This is a genomic window from Staphylococcus sp. aM, from assembly GCF_052975125.1.
The window spans coordinates 130,509-151,583 of record NZ_CP121447.1; the positions used below are offsets into that span (position 1 = coordinate 130,509).

Sequence of the window (21,075 nt, forward strand, 5' to 3'; positions counted from 1 at the left end):
GTTTGGTTGGTATCTACTTAAAGTTATTATTTTTCTCAATTTAATATATTTGTTAATAAAAAAATTATTTCCGAGCTAAGTCAAATTAATCATAACCAGTTGATTTAAAAGTTAGATGATGTGAAATATACCAATTAAATCGATAGCTATTAATTTTTACATTTCATCATAAACATGAGAAAAAGCAATTTCTATTCGAAGTGGATAGAAATTGCTTTTTGTTTTGAATGTATAAAACTAAATTTTAATGTAATGCTTGATTCTTTTGCTTTTTTGAAATTACAATATTAGCGATTAACCATGCTATTTGCACTATAAATGGAATTAAAAATGCAAATCCTAACACACCTAGATTAACTAACTTTAGTTCGGTTGTTTGTGTTACGCCAGCTGCATCTACATTTCTATTCCACACCATAAACGCGAAAAAGATGAAAGTTATAATTTCTAGAATACTCATTATCCACCAAGAAATCCATGAAATTTTCATTTTATTCACCTCAACTTAGTTACTTTTAGATTAACATAATTAAGTTAATTTTCTGAAATGATATTTCATAAGCCCCCTTACTATTTTATTAGTAGGGGGATTTTTGGATAGATGAATTTTAAGTCAATACAATAGATTTTACTTTTATCATTAAGTGAATGTCTCTTATTAAGCGTTTATTCATACAGTGCCTGTTGTATTATACTCACGAATGTATCAATTGTGAGTTGGTTAGCGTGTCTAGCTTGGTAAGTACGATGTAAGTCGAACTGTTGATGGTTAGTAGTGATATCGTGTAACACTTGGTTAAACTGGTTCAATTGTTCTAATGTAAATGTGTTTTCTGGTGCAGTAAATGGACGCTGATGCGCAACCTCATCCCACGCTAAGATAACGTGTTGATGATGAAATGCCCGTGCTACTGCATTTTCAATTTCGTTGCCTTGATTAATGTCGAGGTAAATATCACAGAGTTGGTATAGTTCCGCAAATATATCTTTAGTTGCTGCTGGATATAAATGTACGTGTTGATGTTGATCGTACGTCATGAGTTTGGACGACATTTCAGTTAATGCAGCGATATGGAATTGCATATTAGGGTGCGCCACTATAATATGTTCAAGCTGCGGTATTTCATCTGAGTTTGTCAGGATGAGTGCATGGTTTGAATATTGATTTGATTTATCAAAGTCATACAGATAACCGGCTTGATAAACATGCGATGCTTGTTCAGAATTAAGTTGTGCCACCACAGTATGATATTCTCTGTAATCAGGTATCATCACAGAGAATTGACGTTGTAATGTACCATCTAGTAATGACAACATATTTCCTGGGACATGACCGTTACTACTTTCTTGCCAGAATAATAAGCCTTTACCTTCTGTATTCATATGATGTAAGACTAAGAATGGTGTTGATAAAGAATTAATAATGATCTCAGATAAATCCACTTGAATTTGTTGAAGATAGAAGGTTATAAACGCCACTTTAGAAGGGAAGAAATAGGATTGTCCTTGCCAGTCTAATACATAATCCCCTGTGACATAGTTTTCATATATCACTTCTTTACCTTCTCGGGTTACATATTTCTTTAATATAGCTTTTCCAGCCAAATCATAAATCGTTTCAGCAAATTTAAAGCCATGTTTTGAATAATGATCTTCAGAACGCAAGCGACCTTTATCGTCGAACCAACGCACATGACTAACTATGCGCGTTTTATAATGAGGGCGATAACGTATTTCGCCTCTAATATGTCCCATATCTTTAATTTGAGCTGATTGCCCATCGCCACTAATTTCCCAAAATGGTGGGACATCAACAGCATTAAAGAATTTAGGTTGATCGTCATCATGTAATAAATTAGCCGCAAAGAACTGATAAGGGGATGTCACCTCATCTGGTAGGAAACCATCATCTTCAATACAAATAGTGAAGTTATGATAATCTGCTTGTTCAAGTGTTTGATGTAATAACTGAGTCGGTTGATTATAATATTCAAATAAATTAATCATAGAGCACCTCGTCGACTAAATTCTGCCATTTGTTAATCATTTCTGCTGTCTTAAATGGTGTAGCAATATCATATGAAACTTGCTGAGGAGATGTAGGGCCATTGTTAAAGTATTGAACTATTTTATCAGCCATGCGATCTGTAATCTCCTCGATAGATTCTTCCTTAGTCGGTTTATCTAATAAGTAACCGTTTTGACCATCTGAGATGAAAGTGGGGTTCCCATAATTCACATTGAAACCAATCATACCTAAGCCAGAACCTACTGCTTCCATAAGTGTTAAGCCAAAGCCTTCACTTTGTGATGCTGATACAAATAATTCATATTGTGTGTAAATTTCATCAAGATTGACGTGACCTCGTAAGTGAATGTAGTCTTCGGCATGATGTTCACTGATGATTTGTTGAATTTTATCTTTTTCTGGGCCGTGTCCGTAAATATCAAATGATAGCTGTGGTACTGCTTGTTTGGCTTTAATGACTGCTAGTGCGATCCAATCTACGTGTTTCTCAGACGCTAAACGTGAAGCGGTTAGGATAGAATATGGTTGTCTTTCTACACTTGGCATTGTTAATTGGTCGAGACTACCCACAGGTATTGTTCTAATACGTGGTTGAAATTTTGTATATTGCGCAAATTGTTGTGACAGAATTTGATTTTGTAAATCGGTAGCCACAATATAGAAATCAATATATGGTGCGTGATTAAACTGATATTCATAATAATTGTTCCATAAAATGTGCGTACCATCTGTGATATTGTCACTATAATGTTCTGCATGTACCACAATACCGACATGACTTTGGCCTTTATTTTGTAGAACTGCTTGGCCGATATCAGTGGCACGATCTAATATGACAATGTCGTTATGCGTTAAATATAATTGTTGAATAAAGTAAGCAACAAAGGCTTCTTTACTATCAAAACGTGCATCGTTAAATACATAGGAATGTGCATCACCATCTATGATCTCTTGATAGGCGATAGAGCCATTTTCATTGTAGAACTGACGCATATACAATTTGGCATAGTTATCATATGGTGCGTAATATTCAGAGAAGACACGAACGTAGCTATAGAAATCTTTGCGAATTAACATACCATTAACGACAAATTCAGCACGGTCAACATAGGGTTGGTCGGCATTTTTCATATAACAGGTTACAAATGTTTGAGATTGATGGTCTAAATAAAGACGTTGTACCTTGCCTTGTTGATCGACTTCAGTCCGTGTCACTGTATTTCCGACATCAAGTTTAAGTTGATCAATGGTATATGTAGTTGGTGCTATTGGGATATCTGTAAAGTATTGATATAACCAAATGACTTCATTGTCTTGAAACCCCAAGTTAGCTGTTAAGGTTTGTATATTTTCTGACGCAATAAAATCTAAAAATATGAATTTTGCATCTTCTTTTAAATGTCGTAGCATTTGTGCGCGATAACTTTGTGCATATTCTACGCCGCTACTTGCCCAACCAATGCCAAAGTTGATGTTATAAATTGTCATAAATAGCCCTCCTTTTAAGGGAAATGAATGGTTAAATCACCATTTTGTTGTTCATCAATGATACTTAAACATAAGTTTCGAATCATACGATGTTTAATATCATGTTCCATATCATTAAATGAGTCTAATGCCACTTTATGGTATTCAAATATAGAATTCCGTTGACCTTTTTGACGCTGATTGACGTTCGCTTTGAGTTGTTGTAAATAGTCTACTTGCTCAATCCATGATGTGTCGATGGCTTTGAGTACTGCTTTTCTTAAAAATTGTTGGTATAACTCGTTGTCACTAATTTTCTGTTTATTAGTGGCCAGTTGGTCTTTAAATTGTGTTATTAAAAACTCAATATTTTCATCGTGATTTTGATGATTAAATTCAAAATTAGCATCCACAAAACTAAAGCTCAAGTTTTTATAGATATAACGAACAATATGATCTCTTGTCATACTACCGTCAGTCTTAAAGTCATGATTAAAGACATCACGAGCAATACTTTCAAAGTCTAAGTCATCTAAGTTTTCACTATTAAGTATACGGTTACGTTCACTATAGATTAATTGACGTTGTGTACTAATACTCTTCTCGAATTCATTTGCCGTTTCACGTGCTTTCATGCCTTCTTCTTCAGAAACACGTTGTGCCTTTTTAACAATACGTTTGATTTTATTATTAAAGGTAGGGCTATCAGATAGGTATGCTGTATCTTGTTTCATCAATGATGGATTGTCTTTTAACTTGGAATCGCTCCAACGTTGGACTAAGTAATCATCTAATGAAATAAAAATTTGAGACTGACCTGGGTCACCTTGACGACCGGCACGTCCTCTTAATTGTCTATCGATACGACTATTTTCCATGTGCTCGTTAATCAGTACTGTTAGACCACCGAGTTCGTGAACTTCTTTAGATAGTTTAATATCTGTACCTCTACCAGCCATACTTGTAGCTACAGTAACGGCATTCAATTGACCTGCCTCTGCAATCATTTGGGCTTCACGAGCGACATTTTGTGCAATCAGCAAGTTGTTCGGGATATGTCTATTAAATAATTCACTGGAAAAGTATTCCGCTGCTTCAGCTGTACGTGTAATTAATAATACAGGACGATGCTTTTGATGATAGTCAATCACTGTATCTAAAATTGCGACATTTTTATCATCATCATTCACAAATACTTTATCCGGTAAATCTCGTCTTATCACAGGATTAGATGTTGGAATTTGAATAACGATTTTTGAATAAAGGTCGAAAAATTCTTTCTCCGCAAGTTTACCTGTCGCCGTCATTCCAGAAAAGCGCTCAAATTGCATAAAGAGATTTTGGAAGGTAATGGTAGCCATGACACTCATATCATCTGAAATATCTAAATGCTCTTTAGCTTCTAAGGCTTGGTTAAGCCCGGCTTGCATTTTAGTGCCTGGTAACATACGTCCAGTGATACGGTCGATTAACATGATTTCGCCGTCCATAATAATGTAATCTAAATTAAGATCAAATAAATAAGTGGCACGTAATGCAAGATTAATATTCCTTACTAAATCAAAGTAGGGGGCATCATAGATATTAGGCACATCAAAATATGTATTGGCCTTTTCGATACCTTGTTCAGTTAACCAAATTTCACGCTTTGTCTTTTTCATTTTGAAATCTTGATCCTCTTTAAGTGTTGCTACAAAGGCTTTTACAATTTCAAACAAATTAGATTGTACTCTTGGTGCACCAGAAATGACGAGTGGTGTTTGTGCTGCATCTAAGATAATAGAATCCACTTCATCAATGAGGGCATAGTGTAGTTCAGGTAAGAACTTGCTTTCTTTCGTATCAGCTAAGTTATCGATAAGATAGTCAAAACCTAAATTACCATTGGTTGTGTAAATAATATCGTGATGATATAGCGTCTGCTTTTCTTGATTGGATATAGGTCCTTGAGGATTCTCTACAAATCCCAGTGATGTTGTAAGACCTAACCATTCATATAAAGGTTTCATTTCTTCATAGTCACGTTTCGCTAAATAATCATTTGTAGTGATTAAAAAGACAGACTTACCTGATAGCGCATTTAAGTACAAGGGTAATGTGGCAGTTAATGTTTTCCCTTCACCTGTCTGCATCTCTGAAATATTTCCTTGATGCATCACTATTGCACCTAGTACCTGTACGTCTTTGTGATACATACCTAATACACGACGTGACGCTTCTCGGACAACAGCATAGGCTTCAGGTAAAATATCATTCAACGTTGCGTTACCATCTTGCAGCTGCTGTTTGAAGTCTATGGTTTTGTCTTGTAATTGTTCATCTGAATATTGACGCATGTCTTCACTATAACGATTGATTTTATTTAATATTTTATAAAGTTTTTTTAACCTCATATGATTAATTGCGGTATTCACATTGAGATTCATAGTTATCCTCCTTTCTGATTGATTAATGGATTTTAATTATGATCACGTTTTGGACGTGTTGTTTTCATGATTTGATTGACTAAGTTAACATTCTCCTGTGGTGTACGTGGTCGACCGTCCTCTGATGAATGTGTCTCTGTTATATCATCAGAGCTCGTTAAAATGTCATTGGTTGATGATTCGATAGATTCGGCGATTTCTTTATCTTTATCCTTTACAAAATATCGTTCAGTTAAGGTGATTTTCTTAAATATAAGATGATGACATGCAGCGTTCATCAAGCAAATATCATAACTATAAGCCTCATTTGGATAAATAAAATAGCTATCAGTTTCTTTAATCATACAGTGGTCGAATGCTTTACCATTTTTTAAATAAAAGGTCACAATGACATAAACACTTTGTGCTGGCGTGGCAGTAATATCTAGATGAATATCATAACGATAACCTCTCTTTAACATAGGGAGTTTAGGCGGATGGCCATCTTTATCAAATGTAGTGGCTGGTTCCCATAAGTTAATTTGCAAGCCTGATGGCATGAGTTGATTTTCATAATATGTGTAGTCATCGTGAAATTGTATTGTTGCGCCATGTTTGTAAGTATGACGTGTCACTTTGCGCCATCTTACGTCTAATGTTTGATTACTTTGCATGATTGTCTCTCCCAAAATGATCTTTTAATAAAATATGATAAAAGTTCATAAACCAATTCACAACGGTTGATGTATCATCATTATGTCGACCTGGTACGGCTTTGTTCATCAGATGGACATGATGTCGGCTTAATACTGGTAGCAAATCTTCGAATGCAGACTGATCGTAATCGTCATTTTTCATATAAGTAATAGCAATGGATGTATCGCTAATATGACTATTTGAAAAGACATTCCAGAATTTGTCGTCTAAGTCTTTAATATGCTTCAAATCGTTGTTAGTTTGTGATGACTCGGTCATTGTATGTTCGGGTGAAAGGGCGATATCTAATGATGTTTCGAAATCATTAGGTCGTAATAATTTCATATTTTTAGCTATAGTACCGACATTGACTAAAGGCTTACCAACGTTAATGCCTTTAGGATTTAATTGGGCACCGTAGTATAAAGCACCAAATGATCCCATAGATAAACCTGATAGTATCAAGTCATCTTCTTTGAACTCGAGTTGGTTTAGTGTATCGGTAATGACCTGTTTAATACCATTTTCATACGTATCCGAACCTAAGTAAAATGCGCCACCTTGAATTCTTGGATCACTAATCAGTAAGAAAGGCGCACCTAATTGATTCATTAGAAAATAAGCTTCAAATCCTTCAGCTTCACGATAACCACTGAAGTAAACATTAAGTGGTGGTTTGAAATCTCCAGGATTAAAGTAATAAAAGAATTCTTCGCGATTTTCATCTACAAAACGATGACTACCGAGTAATAAATGACCGAATTCAATATGTGATAAACGTTTATGTACGGCGCCGATATGAACGGTACCATTACCTTTAACACTGACTGATGTTGAAATGTATGCCGTATAGGGTCTGCGTTGTAAATAAAGTGGCTCGGCAAGTTCTTCCTCACTTAGAACAATCTTTTCAAGGACGCCTTCTTCTGGATTTAAAGATACTAATCGAAACGTATATTCTAAGGTGACATCACCTTCAGTTCGGAATTCCGGCCAAACTTCAATCACTTTATCTTTATCGTATACGAGGTTTTGCTGCCAATTGAGCACCGGAATCAATTCATCACCGAAATGACCTTTCAATTGAATTTCTCTATTACCATAATGAATCACTTCGATATGTGCTGGCGATTGGATATGTGTTCGAGCTGGACTCACCTTATCTCCGTATTGCCCAGGAAATGAAATAGATATCAATTTATCATGAAGATCATCCGTCGTATCATAATGAATAGGACGAATGAGATACCTCTGCACTAAATCAAGTTCTTCATAGCCACTTGGCCAATATTGTGCATCGACAAGTGTATTATATGGATGACTCACAATATGCAAGAGTTGTGTTAATGCATCTGTCAGGTTCGCTTGTATAAATACTAAATCAAACTGTCCAGATTCCTCGACAATCTCTTTAATACTATCGATATACCCACTATCAAATTCAAATAATTGTGTATCAAAATAGTCCCAAGCGACTTCTGGTTTATGCGTGAATAGATATTCTAAATCTGTTCCACCAATTTGTAATACTTTAAATTTACGTGGCATGGTTATCACCTTCTAAAAAGTGGTCAAGTTGTTCAATAATGTGACCTGAACTTAAATCTTCAATCATATTGGTATTAAATGTAAACGCACCATTCCAATGCTTTAAGGTACTTAAGAAATAATCTAACGCAGTCGTAATATCCGCATAACTATTAATCAAAAAGCCATTTTCTAAATGAGTGACATAACTACTTTGATGCATATTTATTTGTGGAATTCTGACACTGATACTTGCAATTTGTAAGAATAAATCCGGCTCAGCACTAAGGTCAATGACAATTCTTAGTCGGGATAATGCCTTTAATACGTCATATTCAAATGGCACCGATTGAATTTGTACTAATTCCTCAAAGTCTTCCGCTGATTTTGCTTGGATTAATTCTGATTTGGCTAAATCTTCCTCATCTTCTTCGTTGAACGTTTCATTGACATTTTGTATTAATTGAGATAGCCATTGTTGTAATTGTGTAGCGCTATTTTTCGTTAAAATGACTAGGCGATACGATGGATGACGTTTAATATAAGTGATTAAATCATTGATTAATATTTGTAAATAATCGTCATTAAGACCATCAATCCAAACACCTATGTAAGTTTCATCTAACTGGCTACTAAGATTTTCTAAGATTTGTGTATCGAATGGTGTAAATCTCAATATTTCAGGTTTAGTATCTAGTGTTTCAATGAGTTGATGTAAGATATGTTCGTTTTCATGTGTATCAACAAGCCATTTGTTGCTATGCGCCATACTCTTAATCAATGGTTGGTCAATCGTACGATTACGTTTACTAAAAATGGAGTAATATACTTGCACGTCATTTCTAATCGTATTAAAAATGCCGTTATGAGCAATATGTGATGAAACAATCAGTTTATCATTCGCTTGCATATGTTGATTACAAAATGTGTTTAAACGTTCTGTAATTAAATCAACCATTGATGGATAGGTCTTGGAATGAAATTGGTGCGCATGATCTGCCATAACTTGAACAACATTGGTCTCTAGGTTTTCACGTAAAACAACATCACCCGAAGCGGTTAAATAATCTTGATATTGTTCGTGACCGAGTTCGTTGTAATAGCGGATAGCACTCAAATAACCACGTTCATCAAAGATATAACGACGCTGATGAATATCATGTTCAAAATCGTCCACTACAATTAAATAACCGTCTTGATTAAAATAAATTTTGGATACGTAATGTGCTTTCATAGCCTGTATTAAATAAGGTGAATAGAAAAATTCAGTGTTATCAGGCCACTCTAAGTCTTCAAATTGAAAGGATCTAGGTGGAATGTCTTCGAATCCCTGAATTTCGTCAAATAACGACCAAATATTTGCTTCATATAAGTCATACTTATGCAGAAATAAACGTAAGTTGGGATTAAAACTTAAATGAAGTAGTTTAAAATCTTCGTCATTTTTTTCATGCATCGACATGAGACTAATGGAATCATCAAACTCTATCATTGCGTTTTTTATATAAAATGGTTGATTCAAATTACGCCACCATTGATCATTGTTGTACCAAGCTGGAACGAAATATTTCATACCTTACTCCTTACCAATATTTGTTTAAAAATGATTTATATTTATCAAAGTATAAATATGTTCTAATTGTTTCTGTAATATTTATCGTAATGTAAATTAAAATAATAAACTGCGTAAAAATTGAAATTTGATCATAAATACCAGATATAAATATAGAACTAATAAGCGGCAGACTAATGATAAAACCAATTATTAAGGCACCGATTGCACTAATTTTTTTAGCTCTACGGTTTAAATAATGTCTTGTATCATCACCAGGATAAATGCCGTCGAAATAATTCCCACTCTTTTGAAAGTCTTTAGCAATACGTTTCGTATTCAACATAACTCGGGATAAATAATAGTTTAAGATGATCAACATGATGATGAATATCAATACCCCAATTGGATTATCTAATTCTAAAAATGGTGGTCGATATTGAGCATCTCCAGTGATCCATCTTCCAACTAAATGTATTAAGACACCTAATAAGAAGAAAAGTGAAAAGTTAAACATGATTGAAATACTACCAGCAGGGTTTAATTTCCAAGATACATAAGTGTCTTTTTTAGATGTACTGATATTCATAATATCTCTGTAAATCATCCGATATTCAATCATTTCTATGAATAATAAAAGAATCAACACGACTAATATCATAATTCCACCGATCATCATTGTTTGGGTATCCAACAATTGAAGATGCTTATTTTGAAACATAGATTTGATAATACTAACTAATACGATAGGCGTTGGACCTGCAATACCATAAACAGTATTTTGATCAGCTAACCACACGAGTAACATTGTGCCGGCTACTAAGATAAGTAACATTAAAGGGAAATTAGCGTGATGAATCATACCCTTATTAATGTACTCACTTAAGATAAAATAGCCTTGAATTAATGCTAATAAAATAGTGAAAAAACGTTCTTTATAGCTACGTTCTAGACGTGTTTGTTTTTGACCTTTCTCCATATTTCGATAGGTCAGTAACGTCATAATAATCATCGTGGTAAGCCAAGGACTTAGACCCAATGAGAATAGGTTGAGTGTTGTAATATCTCCGCCGACATTTGAAATAGCTAAATCAAGAAATTGATTCGTATGTTGTGCTGATGATTTCATATCAGCAATTTTAATATTACTACCCAATATGTATATGAAAATGATCATTAGAGTGAAAAGAATACGTTTATATAAAATTTTATATTCGATATTTTTAATGTTTTTAATATTCATCAATTTCCCACACTAATCCTTTTCTTTAAATGATTATAAAGAGGCAAAAGAACCCATTATTTTTTGAGTAATCAATTGAGTACTTTAGAAATAACAATGCTTCTGCCTCTATTTTATTCTAATTAATTATTGTTATCTTCTTTGCGATCTTTTTTGTCTTTTCTAGATTTTCTAAATATAGCTAGACCGAAAATTAATGATAATAATCCTGATAGTAAACCTTTAGATTGATTGTCATCTTCACCAGTGTCAGGTAATGCTTCTGAATGAGGTTTGTTGTTGTCATGATGTTGTGCCTCAGAAGTTGGATGCATTGGTGAAACATTAGTTGATTCACTAGATGATGCGCTCATGCTATGTGACATAGACTGAGATGTGCTGTCGCTTGTAGAAGCGCTTGTGCTCTGACTATGAGATATACTTTCACTTGGTGTTTCGGACGTAGACATTGATGCGCTATGACTGTTTGAATCACTGCCACTTGTTGAACCACTGCTACTTACTGATTGGCTGAATGAGTGACTATGACTTGGCGTATCCGATGTACTTACACTAGCGCTATCTGACATGCTATTACTATTTGAGTCACTGCTACTTGTTGAATCACTAATAGAAATACTATTTGTATGGCTATGTGATTGACTATCAGAAGTAGACATGCTTGCACTATCAGATGTCGACGTGCTCGTTGAGTCACTTGTAGAAATACTGCTACTTTCTGAAGTCGACGTACTAGTGCTAACAGAACCACTTAGTGAAGTACTTGTTGAAGTACTGTCACTTAATGAAGACGAAGTGCTTGTACTTACAGAGTCACTTAGTGATGTACTACCGCTTGTAGATGAACTGTCAGAAAGTGAAGTACTAGTTGAGTTACTTGTTGAAGTACTACTACTTTCTGAAGTAGACGTGCTCGTTGAGTCACTAGTAGAAGTACTGTCACTTAATGAAGTGGATGTACTTGTGCTTTCGGAATCACTCAATGACGTACTACCACTCGTTGATGAACTGTCAGAAAGTGATGTGCTCGTTGAGTCACTAGTAGAAGTACTGTCGCTTAATGAAGTCGAAGTACTAGTACTTTCAGAGTCACTCAATGATGTACTACCACTTGTAGATGAACTGTCAGAAAGTGAAGTACTCGTTGAGTCGCTTGTTGAAGTGCTGTCACTTAACGAAGTCGAAGTACTAGTACTTTGAGAATCGCTCAATGACGTACTACCACTTGTCGACGAACTATCGGAAAGTGATGCACTCGTTGAATCACTCGTAGAAGTACTGTCACTTAAAGAAGTAGACGTACTTGTACTTTCGGATCCACTTAGTGAAGTCGAAGTACTAGTGCTTTCAGAGTCACTCAATGAAGTACTACCACTTGTTGACGAACTGTCAGAAAGCGAAGTACTCGTTGAATCGCTCGTAGAAGTACTGTCACTTAATGAAGTGGATGTACTTGTGCTTTCGGAATCACTCAATGATGTGCTACCGCTTGTTGACGAACTGTCATAAAGCGAAGTACTCGTTGAATCGCTCGTTGAAGTACTGTCACTTAACGAAGTAGAAGTACTTGTACTTTGCGAATCACTCAATGACGTACTACCACTTGTAGATGAGCTATCAGAAAGAGACGTACTCGTTGAATCGCTCGTAGACGAGCTATCACTTAATGATGATGACGTGCTTGTACTTTCGGATCCACTTAGTGAAGTCGAAGTACTAGTGCTTTCAGAATCACTTAGTGACGTACTACCACTCGTAGATGAACTGTCAGAAAGCGAAGTACTCGTTGAATCGCTCGTTGAAGTACTATCACTTAATGAAGTGGATGTACTTGTGCTTTCGGAATCACTCAATGACGTACTACCACTTGTCGATGAGCTATCGGAAAGTGAAGTACTCGTTGAATCACTCGTTGAAGTACTATTACTTAATGAAGTGGATGTACTTGTGCTTTCGGAACCACTTAATGAAGTACTACCACTGGTAGATGAGCTATCGGAAAGTGACGTACTAGTTGAATCACTTAGCGATGTACTTGTTGAAGTACTATCACTTAATGAAGTAGAAGCGCTTGTACTTTCAGAGTCACTCAATGACGTACTACCACTCGTAGATGAACTATCAGAAAGTGAAGTGCTAGTTGAGTCACTCGTTGACGTACTACTACTTTCTGAAGTCGACGTACTTGTACTTTCGGAGTCACTCAATGAAGTGCTACCGCTTGTTGACGAACTGTCAGAAAGTGAAGTGCTAGTTGAGTCGCTTGTTGAAGTACTATCACTTAACGAAGTAGAAGCACTTGTACTTTGAGAATCGCTCAATGACGTGCTGCCACTTGTAGACGAGCTATCACTTAATGATGATGACGTGCTTGTACTTTCGGATCCACTTAGTGAAGTCGAAGTACTAGTGCTTTCAGAGTCACTTAATGAAGTACTACCACTCGTTGACGAACTTGTACTTACAGAGTCACTTAGTGATGTACTTCCACTTGTCGATGAACTATCGGAAAGTGAAGTACTTGTTGAGTCACTCGTCGAAGTACTATCACTTAACGAAGTTGAAGCACTTGTACTTTGAGAATCACTTAATGACATACTACCACTTGTAGATGAACTATCAGAAAGCGACGTACTCGTTGAGTCGCTTGTTGAAGTACTGTCACTTAAAGAAGTCGAAGCACTAGTACTTTGAGAATCGCTCAATGATGTGCTACCGCTTGTTGATGAACTGTTAGAAAGCGACGTACTCGTTGAGTCGCTTGTTGAAGTACTATCACTTAAAGAAGTGGATGTACTAGTGCTTTCGGATCCGCTCAGTGATGTAGACGTGCTTGTACTTTCAGAATCACTCAATGACGTACTACCACTAGTAGATGAGCTATCAGAAAGCGATGTACTCGTTGAATCGCTCGTTGAAGTACTAGTACTTTGAGAATCGCTTAATGACGTACTACCGCTTGTTGACGAACTATCAGAAAGTGAAGTACTTGTTGATCCACTAGTTGAATTACTGTCACTTGTTGACGAACTATCAGAAAGTGAAGTGCTCGTTGAGTCACTCGTCGAAGTGCTATCACTTAAAGAAGTGGATGTACTTGTACTTTCAGAACCACTCAATGACGTACTACCACTAGTAGATGAGCTATCGGAAAGTGAAGTACTTGTTGAATCACTCGTCGAAGTACTGTCGCTTAATGAAGTGGATGTACTTGTACTTTCAGAATCACTCAATGACGTACTACCGCTCGTAGATGAACTGTCAGAAAGCGACGTACTCGTTGAACCGCTCGTTGAGTCACTCGTAGACGAGCTATCACTTAATGATGATGACGTGCTTGTACTTTCGGATCCACTTAGTGAAGTCGACGTACTAGTACTTTGAGAATCACTTAATGAAGTACTACCACTTGTCGATGAGCTATCAGAAAGTGAAGTGCTCGTTGAGTCGCTAGTTGAAGTACTGTCACTCAATGAAGTTGAAGTACTAGTACTTTGAGAATCGCTTAATGAAGTACTACCGCTCGTAGATGAACTGTCAGAAAGCGACGTACTCGTTGAACCGCTCGTTGAGTCACTCGTCGAAGTGCTATCACTTAAAGAAGTGGATGTACTAGTGCTTTCAGAATCACTCAATGACGTACTACCACTAGTAGATGAGCTATCAGAAAGTGAAGTACTTGTTGAGTCACTCGTCGAAGTGCTATCACTTAAAGAAGTGGATGTACTAGTGCTTTCAGAATCACTCAATGACGTACTACCACTAGTAGATGAGCTATCAGAAAGTGAAGTACTTGTTGAGTCACTAGTAGAAGTACTGTCACTTAATGAAGTCGACGTACTTGTACTTTGAGAGTCACTCAATGATGTGCTACCGCTTGTTGATGAACTGTTAGAAAGCGACGTACTCGTTGAGTCGCTTGTTGAAGTACTATCACTTAAAGAAGTGGATGTACTAGTGCTTTCGGATCCGCTCAGTGATGTAGACGTGCTTGTACTTTCAGAATCACTCAATGACGTACTACCACTAGTAGATGAGCTATCGGAAAGAGACGTACTCGTTGAGTCACTTGTAGAAGTGCTTGTACTTTCAGAATCGCTCAATGACGTACTGCCGCTTGTCGACGTACTATCACTTAACGAAGTCGACGTGCTTGCACTTTGAGAACCACTTAATGACGCACTCGTACTGCTAGAAGTCGATGCACTATCACTTGCATATGTACTAGAAGAAGTAGAATCACTGGCACTTGTTGAAGCACTTGCGCTATCACTTAATTTACTACTAGTACTTGTCGACGTGCTTGCGCTTTGAGAACCACTTAATGACGCACTTGTACTGCTAGAAGTGGATGCACTATCACTCGCAGACGTACTAGAAGAAGTAGAATCACTGGCACTTGTTGAAGCACTTGCGCTATCACTTAATTTACTACTAGTACTTGCAGACGTGCTTGCGCTTTGAGAACCACTTAATGACGCACTTGTACTGCTAGAAGTCGATGCACTATCACTTGCAGATGTACTAGAAGAAGTAGAATCACTGGCACTTGTTGAAGCACTTGCGCTATCACTTAATTTACTACTAGTACTTGCAGACGTGCTTGCGCTTTGAGAACCACTTAATGATGCACTTGTACTATCAGAAGTCGAAGCGCTCGTCGAAGTCGATGCACTTAAACTGTTGCTTTTCGAATCGCTCAATGACGTACTTGTACTGTTCGAAGCCGAAATACTATTACTATTTGATGTACTATTAGAGGTACTTGTACTAGTTATAGTAGACGTGCTTTGGGAGTTGGATAGTGAATCACTAGCTGCATTACGTTCTATATTCCATGTAAATGTTTTAGTTGTTGTATTGTTACTTGCATCTTTTGAAGTAACTGTCACAGTATAACTACCTAATTGTGATGGTGTACCGCTTACTGTTTTAGTAGATGGATCATATGTTAATCCTGGTGGTAACCCAGTTACTGTGTCAGTCGTTGAACCACTATTATCACTTGTATTGATAGTGACATTGTTAATAGGTGTGAACACTTGATTAGACTGATTACCGATATCAATCACAGGATTAGTAGTATCTACGACATTGATAGTGAAAGTAGATGATGATGAATTACCTGCTTGGTCTACTGAAGTAACCGTCACCGTATTATTGCCTAATTGAGTTGGCGTACCTGTGATTGTATTTGATGTTGAATCATAAGATAATCCAGCAGGTAGTCCCGTGACAGTATTAGTAACTGTTCCGGTACCATTATCTGTACTATTCACTGTGATTGGTGTAATAGGACTATTAATTTCTTTAGTTTGATTCGTCATATTAATTGTTGGCGCTTTAACATCTTTATAGAAGATGGTGATAGCTTGACCAGCATTAGTTAACTTAACAGTTTTATTTGTAGCATTGTATGTCGGTGCATATGTACTATCTACATTGACTAATTGATAGCCTTTAGGTGTGATTGTACTTTGTTGATCGTCAATGTTAACTGTATTATCAACATCTCCAGCCAATGTTTTAGGTGGAATGATTTCTTTACCAGTATTAGCATCAACATAGTGCACTTGTGCTGTAGCAGATTCTGTATAGGTAAATGAGTCAATTTGAACTTGTTGTAAATTTCGTGCACCACCTGTAGAAGCAGTCATAGATAAAGAGAAATTGGTATTATTACTTGCTTTAATCCAATCTGAAATATTTCTTGTCCATGTTTGACCAGCATACGTGACTGTCATCACTTTTGTATCACCATTATAATCAATGACGAAATCTTGGAAGGTACCGTTAGGTTGTGTCGTTAATTTCGCTGCGTTTGCTGTCTTAGTGCTATCCGTATATGTCGATGCGACACCGCTTGAATTGGTTGTTACAAATGCACCAAATGCACCGCCGCCTGATACGTTCGCAGGGTCTTTATTGGCACTAGCTGATGCGTTTGGTTGAGAGGTATTATGATAACTATCTAGTTTAAATCCGAATGCATTATTTAAGCCACCGATACCTAAAGCTGCACCTTCTTTACCGATTTGGCCTAAAGTACCAGGTGAGAAAGCAAATCCAATTCCATCTCCGCCAGTAACGCCATCAGGACTAAAACCTTCATAACGCGTTCCTAAGTTAACTTTACCAGTGAAGTGGAAACTCTTATTGGAGTTGATTTTAGTACCAAGTGAAATGGCACCTTTTTGACTACTTGCATCAGGTGTCAGTGTAGCGATACCAGTGTTTTTATCAAAAGTTGCAGAACCAACTGTTGTGAAATGGTCGGTAAAGTTATTTTTATCAACAACAACTTGTGATGTTGTTGGTGCAATAGGTGTTGGTGTTGCAGCTGCTGCTAAACGATTGACCGCTAATCGACTAAACGCACGTACTTTAGTTGTATTAGCTGGTTTAGTAGACTCACTTGCAACGGGTGTTGTGACTACACTTTCAGAAGCAGCATGTGTCATTCTTTCATTCACATAGGATGTTTGATTTGTAATCGATTCACTTTTAACAATGTTATTTTGATTAGATGATGATTCACTAGTTGTAGCATTGTTTGGTGTTTGACTATCTTTACTTTGTGTTGGTTTTTGAGACTGACCCTCATTTGTATCTACTTTAGATTCACTAGACGTACTTTGTTGTTGGTCTTGTGAGTTAGATGTAGATTTTTGTGATTGTGCATCAGTTGATTTGTCGTTAGTAGAAGATGCCGTACTTTTAGCATCTTTACTATCACTTTCACTAGATGTCGTACTATTATGTTCTGATTGATCTTGCTTGGATGATTGTTCTGAGTGGCTGTCGTTATGTGATTGATCGGATTCACTTTGTTGTTCAGTTTGATCTTTCACACTCTCACTTGATTGTGTGTTTGATTGATCACTTTGACTATCCGTAGATTGAGTACTATCAGCATTGTCATTTTTTTCTGAACTTTGTGTTTTTTCTGAGGAAACCGATTCGCTATTTGAAGGATTTTCGTTGGTGCTTGCATGTTTAAGTTCTGTTGAATTTTGATTTGCAACAGCTTCACTTTGCGTGGAAAGTTCTGAAGTTATAGGCAATTCAGAAGCCGCCATAGCTTGATGATTATGTAACATGTTCACTGTAAAAGCGCCACCAGCTATGGTTGTAGCTTTTATAGCATTTCTTTTTACGAAATTACCTTTGTCTTGTGTTTCATCAGGACCTTCACTTGTGTGATTAGAAAAGATAGGTAATCCCATGATTTGCATGAGTTTAATTTCTTTGATACCTGATTTAATCCAGTGTTTGCCTGATTTATATAATTTAACCCGTGATTTTTCTTCTTCTAAACTGTGTTTTAAATTTCTTTGTCTTTTTGACATTGAACCATACTCCTTTTAAATGTTGCTTTGTAAGAATGGGTTAGTCTCAATGTAATAATACACTAATATATAACTTCAATATTACAATACAAATATACCACATATAAAGAATAATAAATAATAATATTATTTGGAAAATGAATTTGTTACTTTTTAGTAACGAATAGAGCTAAATTAAATAATATTGTGTTTGCAATATTTTTGTCGACAATTATAGTTAGAAAGCAATTAAAATTAAGTTAAATGTTTTTGAGAAATCTCATTTTTATAACTTTGCAAGTAAATAGGGTGAAGACGACTTCAATATAAAAAGAGATAATGAAAGATATTTGATAAGGGTACACTTCGGTTTGTCTGAGGTCAAACTGACATCCGTCTTAATAGTAGTAGGTTAAAGATAAATGAGCTTAATAAGTCTTCAAAGTCTAATTGATATGCTGTCATGCTATCACTTAGGCTTTTTTAATTAATTTAATTGTGGCTATAAATTTATATTGTATTATTTACTTTTTTATAGTAATCTTTAAAACGAAATAATTACGATTTGAAAGGTTAAGGATAACAATATGGGAAATACATACGATGTTTGGTGGAAAAAGGGAGAAGAAACGGATGATGATATGGCAAGGGACCATCAAGAGTCTTGGCAAAGAATCATTCAGATGCTTGATCCAGTCCATATTAAGGGACAAACAATTTTAGACTTTGGTTGTAATCAGGGTGGTTTTTTACGACAACTGTATCAGACACATGAATTTGATAAAGGTGTGGGCATCGATTTAGCATACAACTCATTAGAAAAGGCGAACACATTAAAAGAACAACGTCCCCTCGAATACTATTTAACGGATAAGCCTCAAACAACAGGATATAAGTTTGATACAGCTATAAGTACGTCTGTGTTATATCTCATTGAAGATGTGCCTCAACATGCAAGAGATTTAAAAGCAGTTTTAAAAGAAAAAGGTGTTTATTACGCCACATTTGCAGATCATACGAATAATCCAAGTAGATATTTTATGAAAGAAACTATCGATAAATATGGCGCGACGCCATCTCAAGATCATTCATTAAAACATATTGTTGATAGCTTTGTCGCAGAAGGTTTTGAAGTAGCAGTAATAAAAGAAAGCGTACCTGACGTTATCAATCTTACAAACTATAGTGATTTTTATTTATCTCCGAATGACTACTTACGTACATTATTTGAAGAATCATTTTTAATTAAAGCTACATTGAAAGAAGGAACAAAATAGTGAAAAAGCGAATATTATTATCAGTTGCAACAACGACGTTACTATTAGCGGGTTGTTCAAGTCATACTAAGGATGATCACAATATTAATGTGTCATTACCAACAGAAGCGAAAGCAGATAAATTAGATGCACAAGGTTATGATGCTGCGATGCCGGTTTATAGCGCAGTATATGATTCACTTGTTCAGTACGATAAGAAGAAAGGCATCAAAGTGGGTCTAGCAGATCGTTGGAAAGTTGATAACGCAGGAAAAGAATATGAATTTCATTTGAAAGATAATGTGAAATTCTCTGATGGGTCTAAACTAGATGCGAAAGCAGTTAAATTTTCAATTGAACGTGCTAAAAAGATGAATAAAGAAACGACTGTTGAAACATTAAAGCAATTAGATCAAGTGGTAGTAAAAGATTCACATACAGTACAGATTATATTGAAACAACCGTCTAATCAGGTGTTGAATGAACTAACACAAGTGAGACCACTTCGTATTATGAGTCCACATGCAGTTGAAGGTGGCAAGGTCGATGGCAAGTTTAAGAAGGCAATTGGTACGGGTGCATTCGTTGTAGACAAAGCAGGTAAGGAAAAAACTACAATGAAACCGAATAAGTATTACAATCACGAGCATCCAGTTAAATACGACTTATCTTTCCAAACGATAGAAGATGGTGATTCTAGAAATTCAGCTATACAGAGTGGTTCTGTAGATATTTCTGGTGGTTCATTAGGAATGTTATCAGACCAACAATTAAAACAAGATAAGAAAAATAAAGACTTAACAATAGAAGACCGACCAAGTACAGTCAGTCATTTTATGGCTTTTAATCCAGATCATAAGACATTAAAAGATGACAAAATAAGAGAAGCAATAAGTAAAGCCATCAATACAAATCAATTATCAGATCAACATATGCGCGGCATTTTCCAAAAGGATGTTCAATTTGTAAATGATAAGAACCAACAACAGCATGACTATAATATTAAAGATACTGAAAAAATTCTTAAAGAGGAAGGCTATCAGAAAAATCATAATGGCATTTATGAAAAGGATGGTAAACCATTATCATTCAATCTTGTCATTCAAACTGCAGAATTTCCAAATTGGAAAGATAAAGCAGAGCAAGTTCAAGATCAATTGAAAAAAGCAGGTATCGAATTAAAGATTAAAACATTAGATTCTCAATCATATTATGACACATTATGGACGAAAAAAGACTTTGATCTCATTTTCTATAGAACATACTCAGATGCCTTAATACCTTATAACTTTATGAATTCAGTATTTAAAAATAGTGATGGTAAATCAGGGGTGCTTGCAAACGATAAAGTGTTATCAGAGAAATTAGATGCGTATCCTAAAAAGATTAACCGTGATGAGCAACAACAGGCAATGGATGATATCTTTAAACATTTTAATCGTAGTTATTATGGTGTGCCGATTGCTTATCCAAATGAAACATTTGTGACGAGTCATAAGATTGAATCATTTAAATTCTCAGGTCTTACTGATGCGCCTATCGACTATAAACATTTGAAAGTTAAGCAATAAA

Annotated in this window: 11 protein-coding genes; 2 read left to right on the forward strand and 9 right to left on the reverse strand. The window is 35.8% G+C overall.

Features of this window, described 5'->3' with window-relative positions; genetic code table 11:
* Positions 1–244: 244 nt before the first annotated feature.
* The 9 genes from P7F85_RS00575 to P7F85_RS00615 form a co-directional block, all read right to left on the reverse strand.
* Positions 245–490: a DUF3923 family protein gene (locus P7F85_RS00575; RefSeq protein WP_002467564.1), complete on the reverse strand. Its 246-nt coding sequence runs from the start codon at positions 488–490 to the stop codon at positions 245–247.
* Positions 491–666: 176 nt separating this feature from the next.
* Positions 667–2,007 carry an accessory Sec system glycosylation chaperone GtfB gene (gene gtfB, locus P7F85_RS00580; protein ID WP_002467563.1) on the reverse strand — a complete coding sequence of 447 codons (1,341 nt, stop codon included), beginning with the start codon at positions 2,005–2,007 and terminating at the stop codon, positions 667–669.
* Positions 2,000–3,517 carry an accessory Sec system glycosyltransferase GtfA gene (gene gtfA / locus P7F85_RS00585; protein WP_002467568.1) on the reverse strand — a complete coding sequence of 506 codons (1,518 nt, stop codon included), beginning with the start codon at positions 3,515–3,517 and terminating at the stop codon, positions 2,000–2,002. Before gtfA ends, gtfB begins: the two co-directional genes overlap by 8 nt.
* 14 nt (positions 3,518–3,531) lie before the next feature.
* A complete protein-coding gene (gene secA2, locus P7F85_RS00590; protein ID WP_015364610.1) occupies positions 3,532–5,922 on the reverse strand; it encodes an accessory Sec system translocase SecA2 in 2,391 nt (796 codons plus the stop codon).
* Positions 5,923–5,954: 32 nt separating this feature from the next.
* Positions 5,955–6,575 (reverse strand): accessory Sec system protein Asp3, encoded by a 621-nt coding sequence (asp3, locus tag P7F85_RS00595; protein ID WP_002467565.1) that lies wholly within the window; start codon positions 6,573–6,575, stop codon positions 5,955–5,957.
* Positions 6,565–8,145, reverse strand: a complete 1,581-nt coding sequence (gene asp2, locus P7F85_RS00600; RefSeq protein ID WP_002467570.1) for an accessory Sec system protein Asp2 — start codon at positions 8,143–8,145, stop codon at positions 6,565–6,567. Before asp2 ends, asp3 begins: the two co-directional genes overlap by 11 nt.
* On the reverse strand, positions 8,135–9,697 hold the full coding sequence (asp1, locus tag P7F85_RS00605) for an accessory Sec system protein Asp1 (RefSeq protein WP_002467560.1): 1,563 nt from the start codon (positions 9,695–9,697) through the stop codon (positions 8,135–8,137). Before asp1 ends, asp2 begins: the two co-directional genes overlap by 11 nt.
* 10 nt (positions 9,698–9,707) lie before the next feature.
* Positions 9,708–10,919, reverse strand: a complete 1,212-nt coding sequence (secY2, locus tag P7F85_RS00610; protein WP_002467558.1) for an accessory Sec system protein translocase subunit SecY2 — start codon at positions 10,917–10,919, stop codon at positions 9,708–9,710.
* 122 nt (positions 10,920–11,041) lie between these two features.
* Positions 11,042–18,268 carry a KxYKxGKxW signal peptide domain-containing protein gene (locus P7F85_RS00615; RefSeq protein ID WP_046464462.1) on the reverse strand — a complete coding sequence of 2,409 codons (7,227 nt, stop codon included), beginning with the start codon at positions 18,266–18,268 and terminating at the stop codon, positions 11,042–11,044.
* 566 nt (positions 18,269–18,834) lie between these two features.
* Between P7F85_RS00615 and P7F85_RS00620 the strand changes: the two genes are divergently transcribed.
* Together P7F85_RS00620 and P7F85_RS00625 are read left to right on the forward strand one after the other, a co-directional pair.
* On the forward strand, positions 18,835–19,524 hold the full coding sequence (locus tag P7F85_RS00620) for a class I SAM-dependent methyltransferase (protein WP_002466902.1): 690 nt from the start codon (positions 18,835–18,837) through the stop codon (positions 19,522–19,524).
* Positions 19,524–21,074, forward strand: coding sequence for an ABC transporter substrate-binding protein (locus P7F85_RS00625; RefSeq protein ID WP_046464461.1), 1,551 nt, complete (start codon positions 19,524–19,526; stop codon positions 21,072–21,074). Before P7F85_RS00620 ends, P7F85_RS00625 begins: the two co-directional genes overlap by 1 nt.
* Position 21,075: the final 1 nt, after the last annotated feature.

Coding starts and splice junctions, on each gene's coding strand:
- gtfB (WP_002467563.1), bottom strand. CDS start 2,007: ATGATTAATTTATTTGAATATTATAATCAACCGACTCAGTTATTACAT.
- gtfA (WP_002467568.1), bottom strand. CDS start 3,517: ATGACAATTTATAACATCAACTTTGGCATTGGTTGGGCAAGTAGCGGC.
- asp3 (WP_002467565.1), bottom strand. CDS start 6,575: ATGCAAAGTAATCAAACATTAGACGTAAGATGGCGCAAAGTGACACGT.
- P7F85_RS00575 (WP_002467564.1), bottom strand. CDS start 490: ATGAAAATTTCATGGATTTCTTGGTGGATAATGAGTATTCTAGAAATT.
- asp2 (WP_002467570.1), bottom strand. CDS start 8,145: ATGCCACGTAAATTTAAAGTATTACAAATTGGTGGAACAGATTTAGAA.
- secY2 (WP_002467558.1), bottom strand. CDS start 10,919: ATGAATATTAAAAACATTAAAAATATCGAATATAAAATTTTATATAAA.
- P7F85_RS00615 (WP_046464462.1), bottom strand. CDS start 18,268: ATGTCAAAAAGACAAAGAAATTTAAAACACAGTTTAGAAGAAGAAAAA.
- secA2 (WP_015364610.1), bottom strand. CDS start 5,922: ATGAATCTCAATGTGAATACCGCAATTAATCATATGAGGTTAAAAAAA.
- asp1 (WP_002467560.1), bottom strand. CDS start 9,697: ATGAAATATTTCGTTCCAGCTTGGTACAACAATGATCAATGGTGGCGT.
- P7F85_RS00620 (WP_002466902.1), top strand. CDS start 18,835: ATGGGAAATACATACGATGTTTGGTGGAAAAAGGGAGAAGAAACGGAT.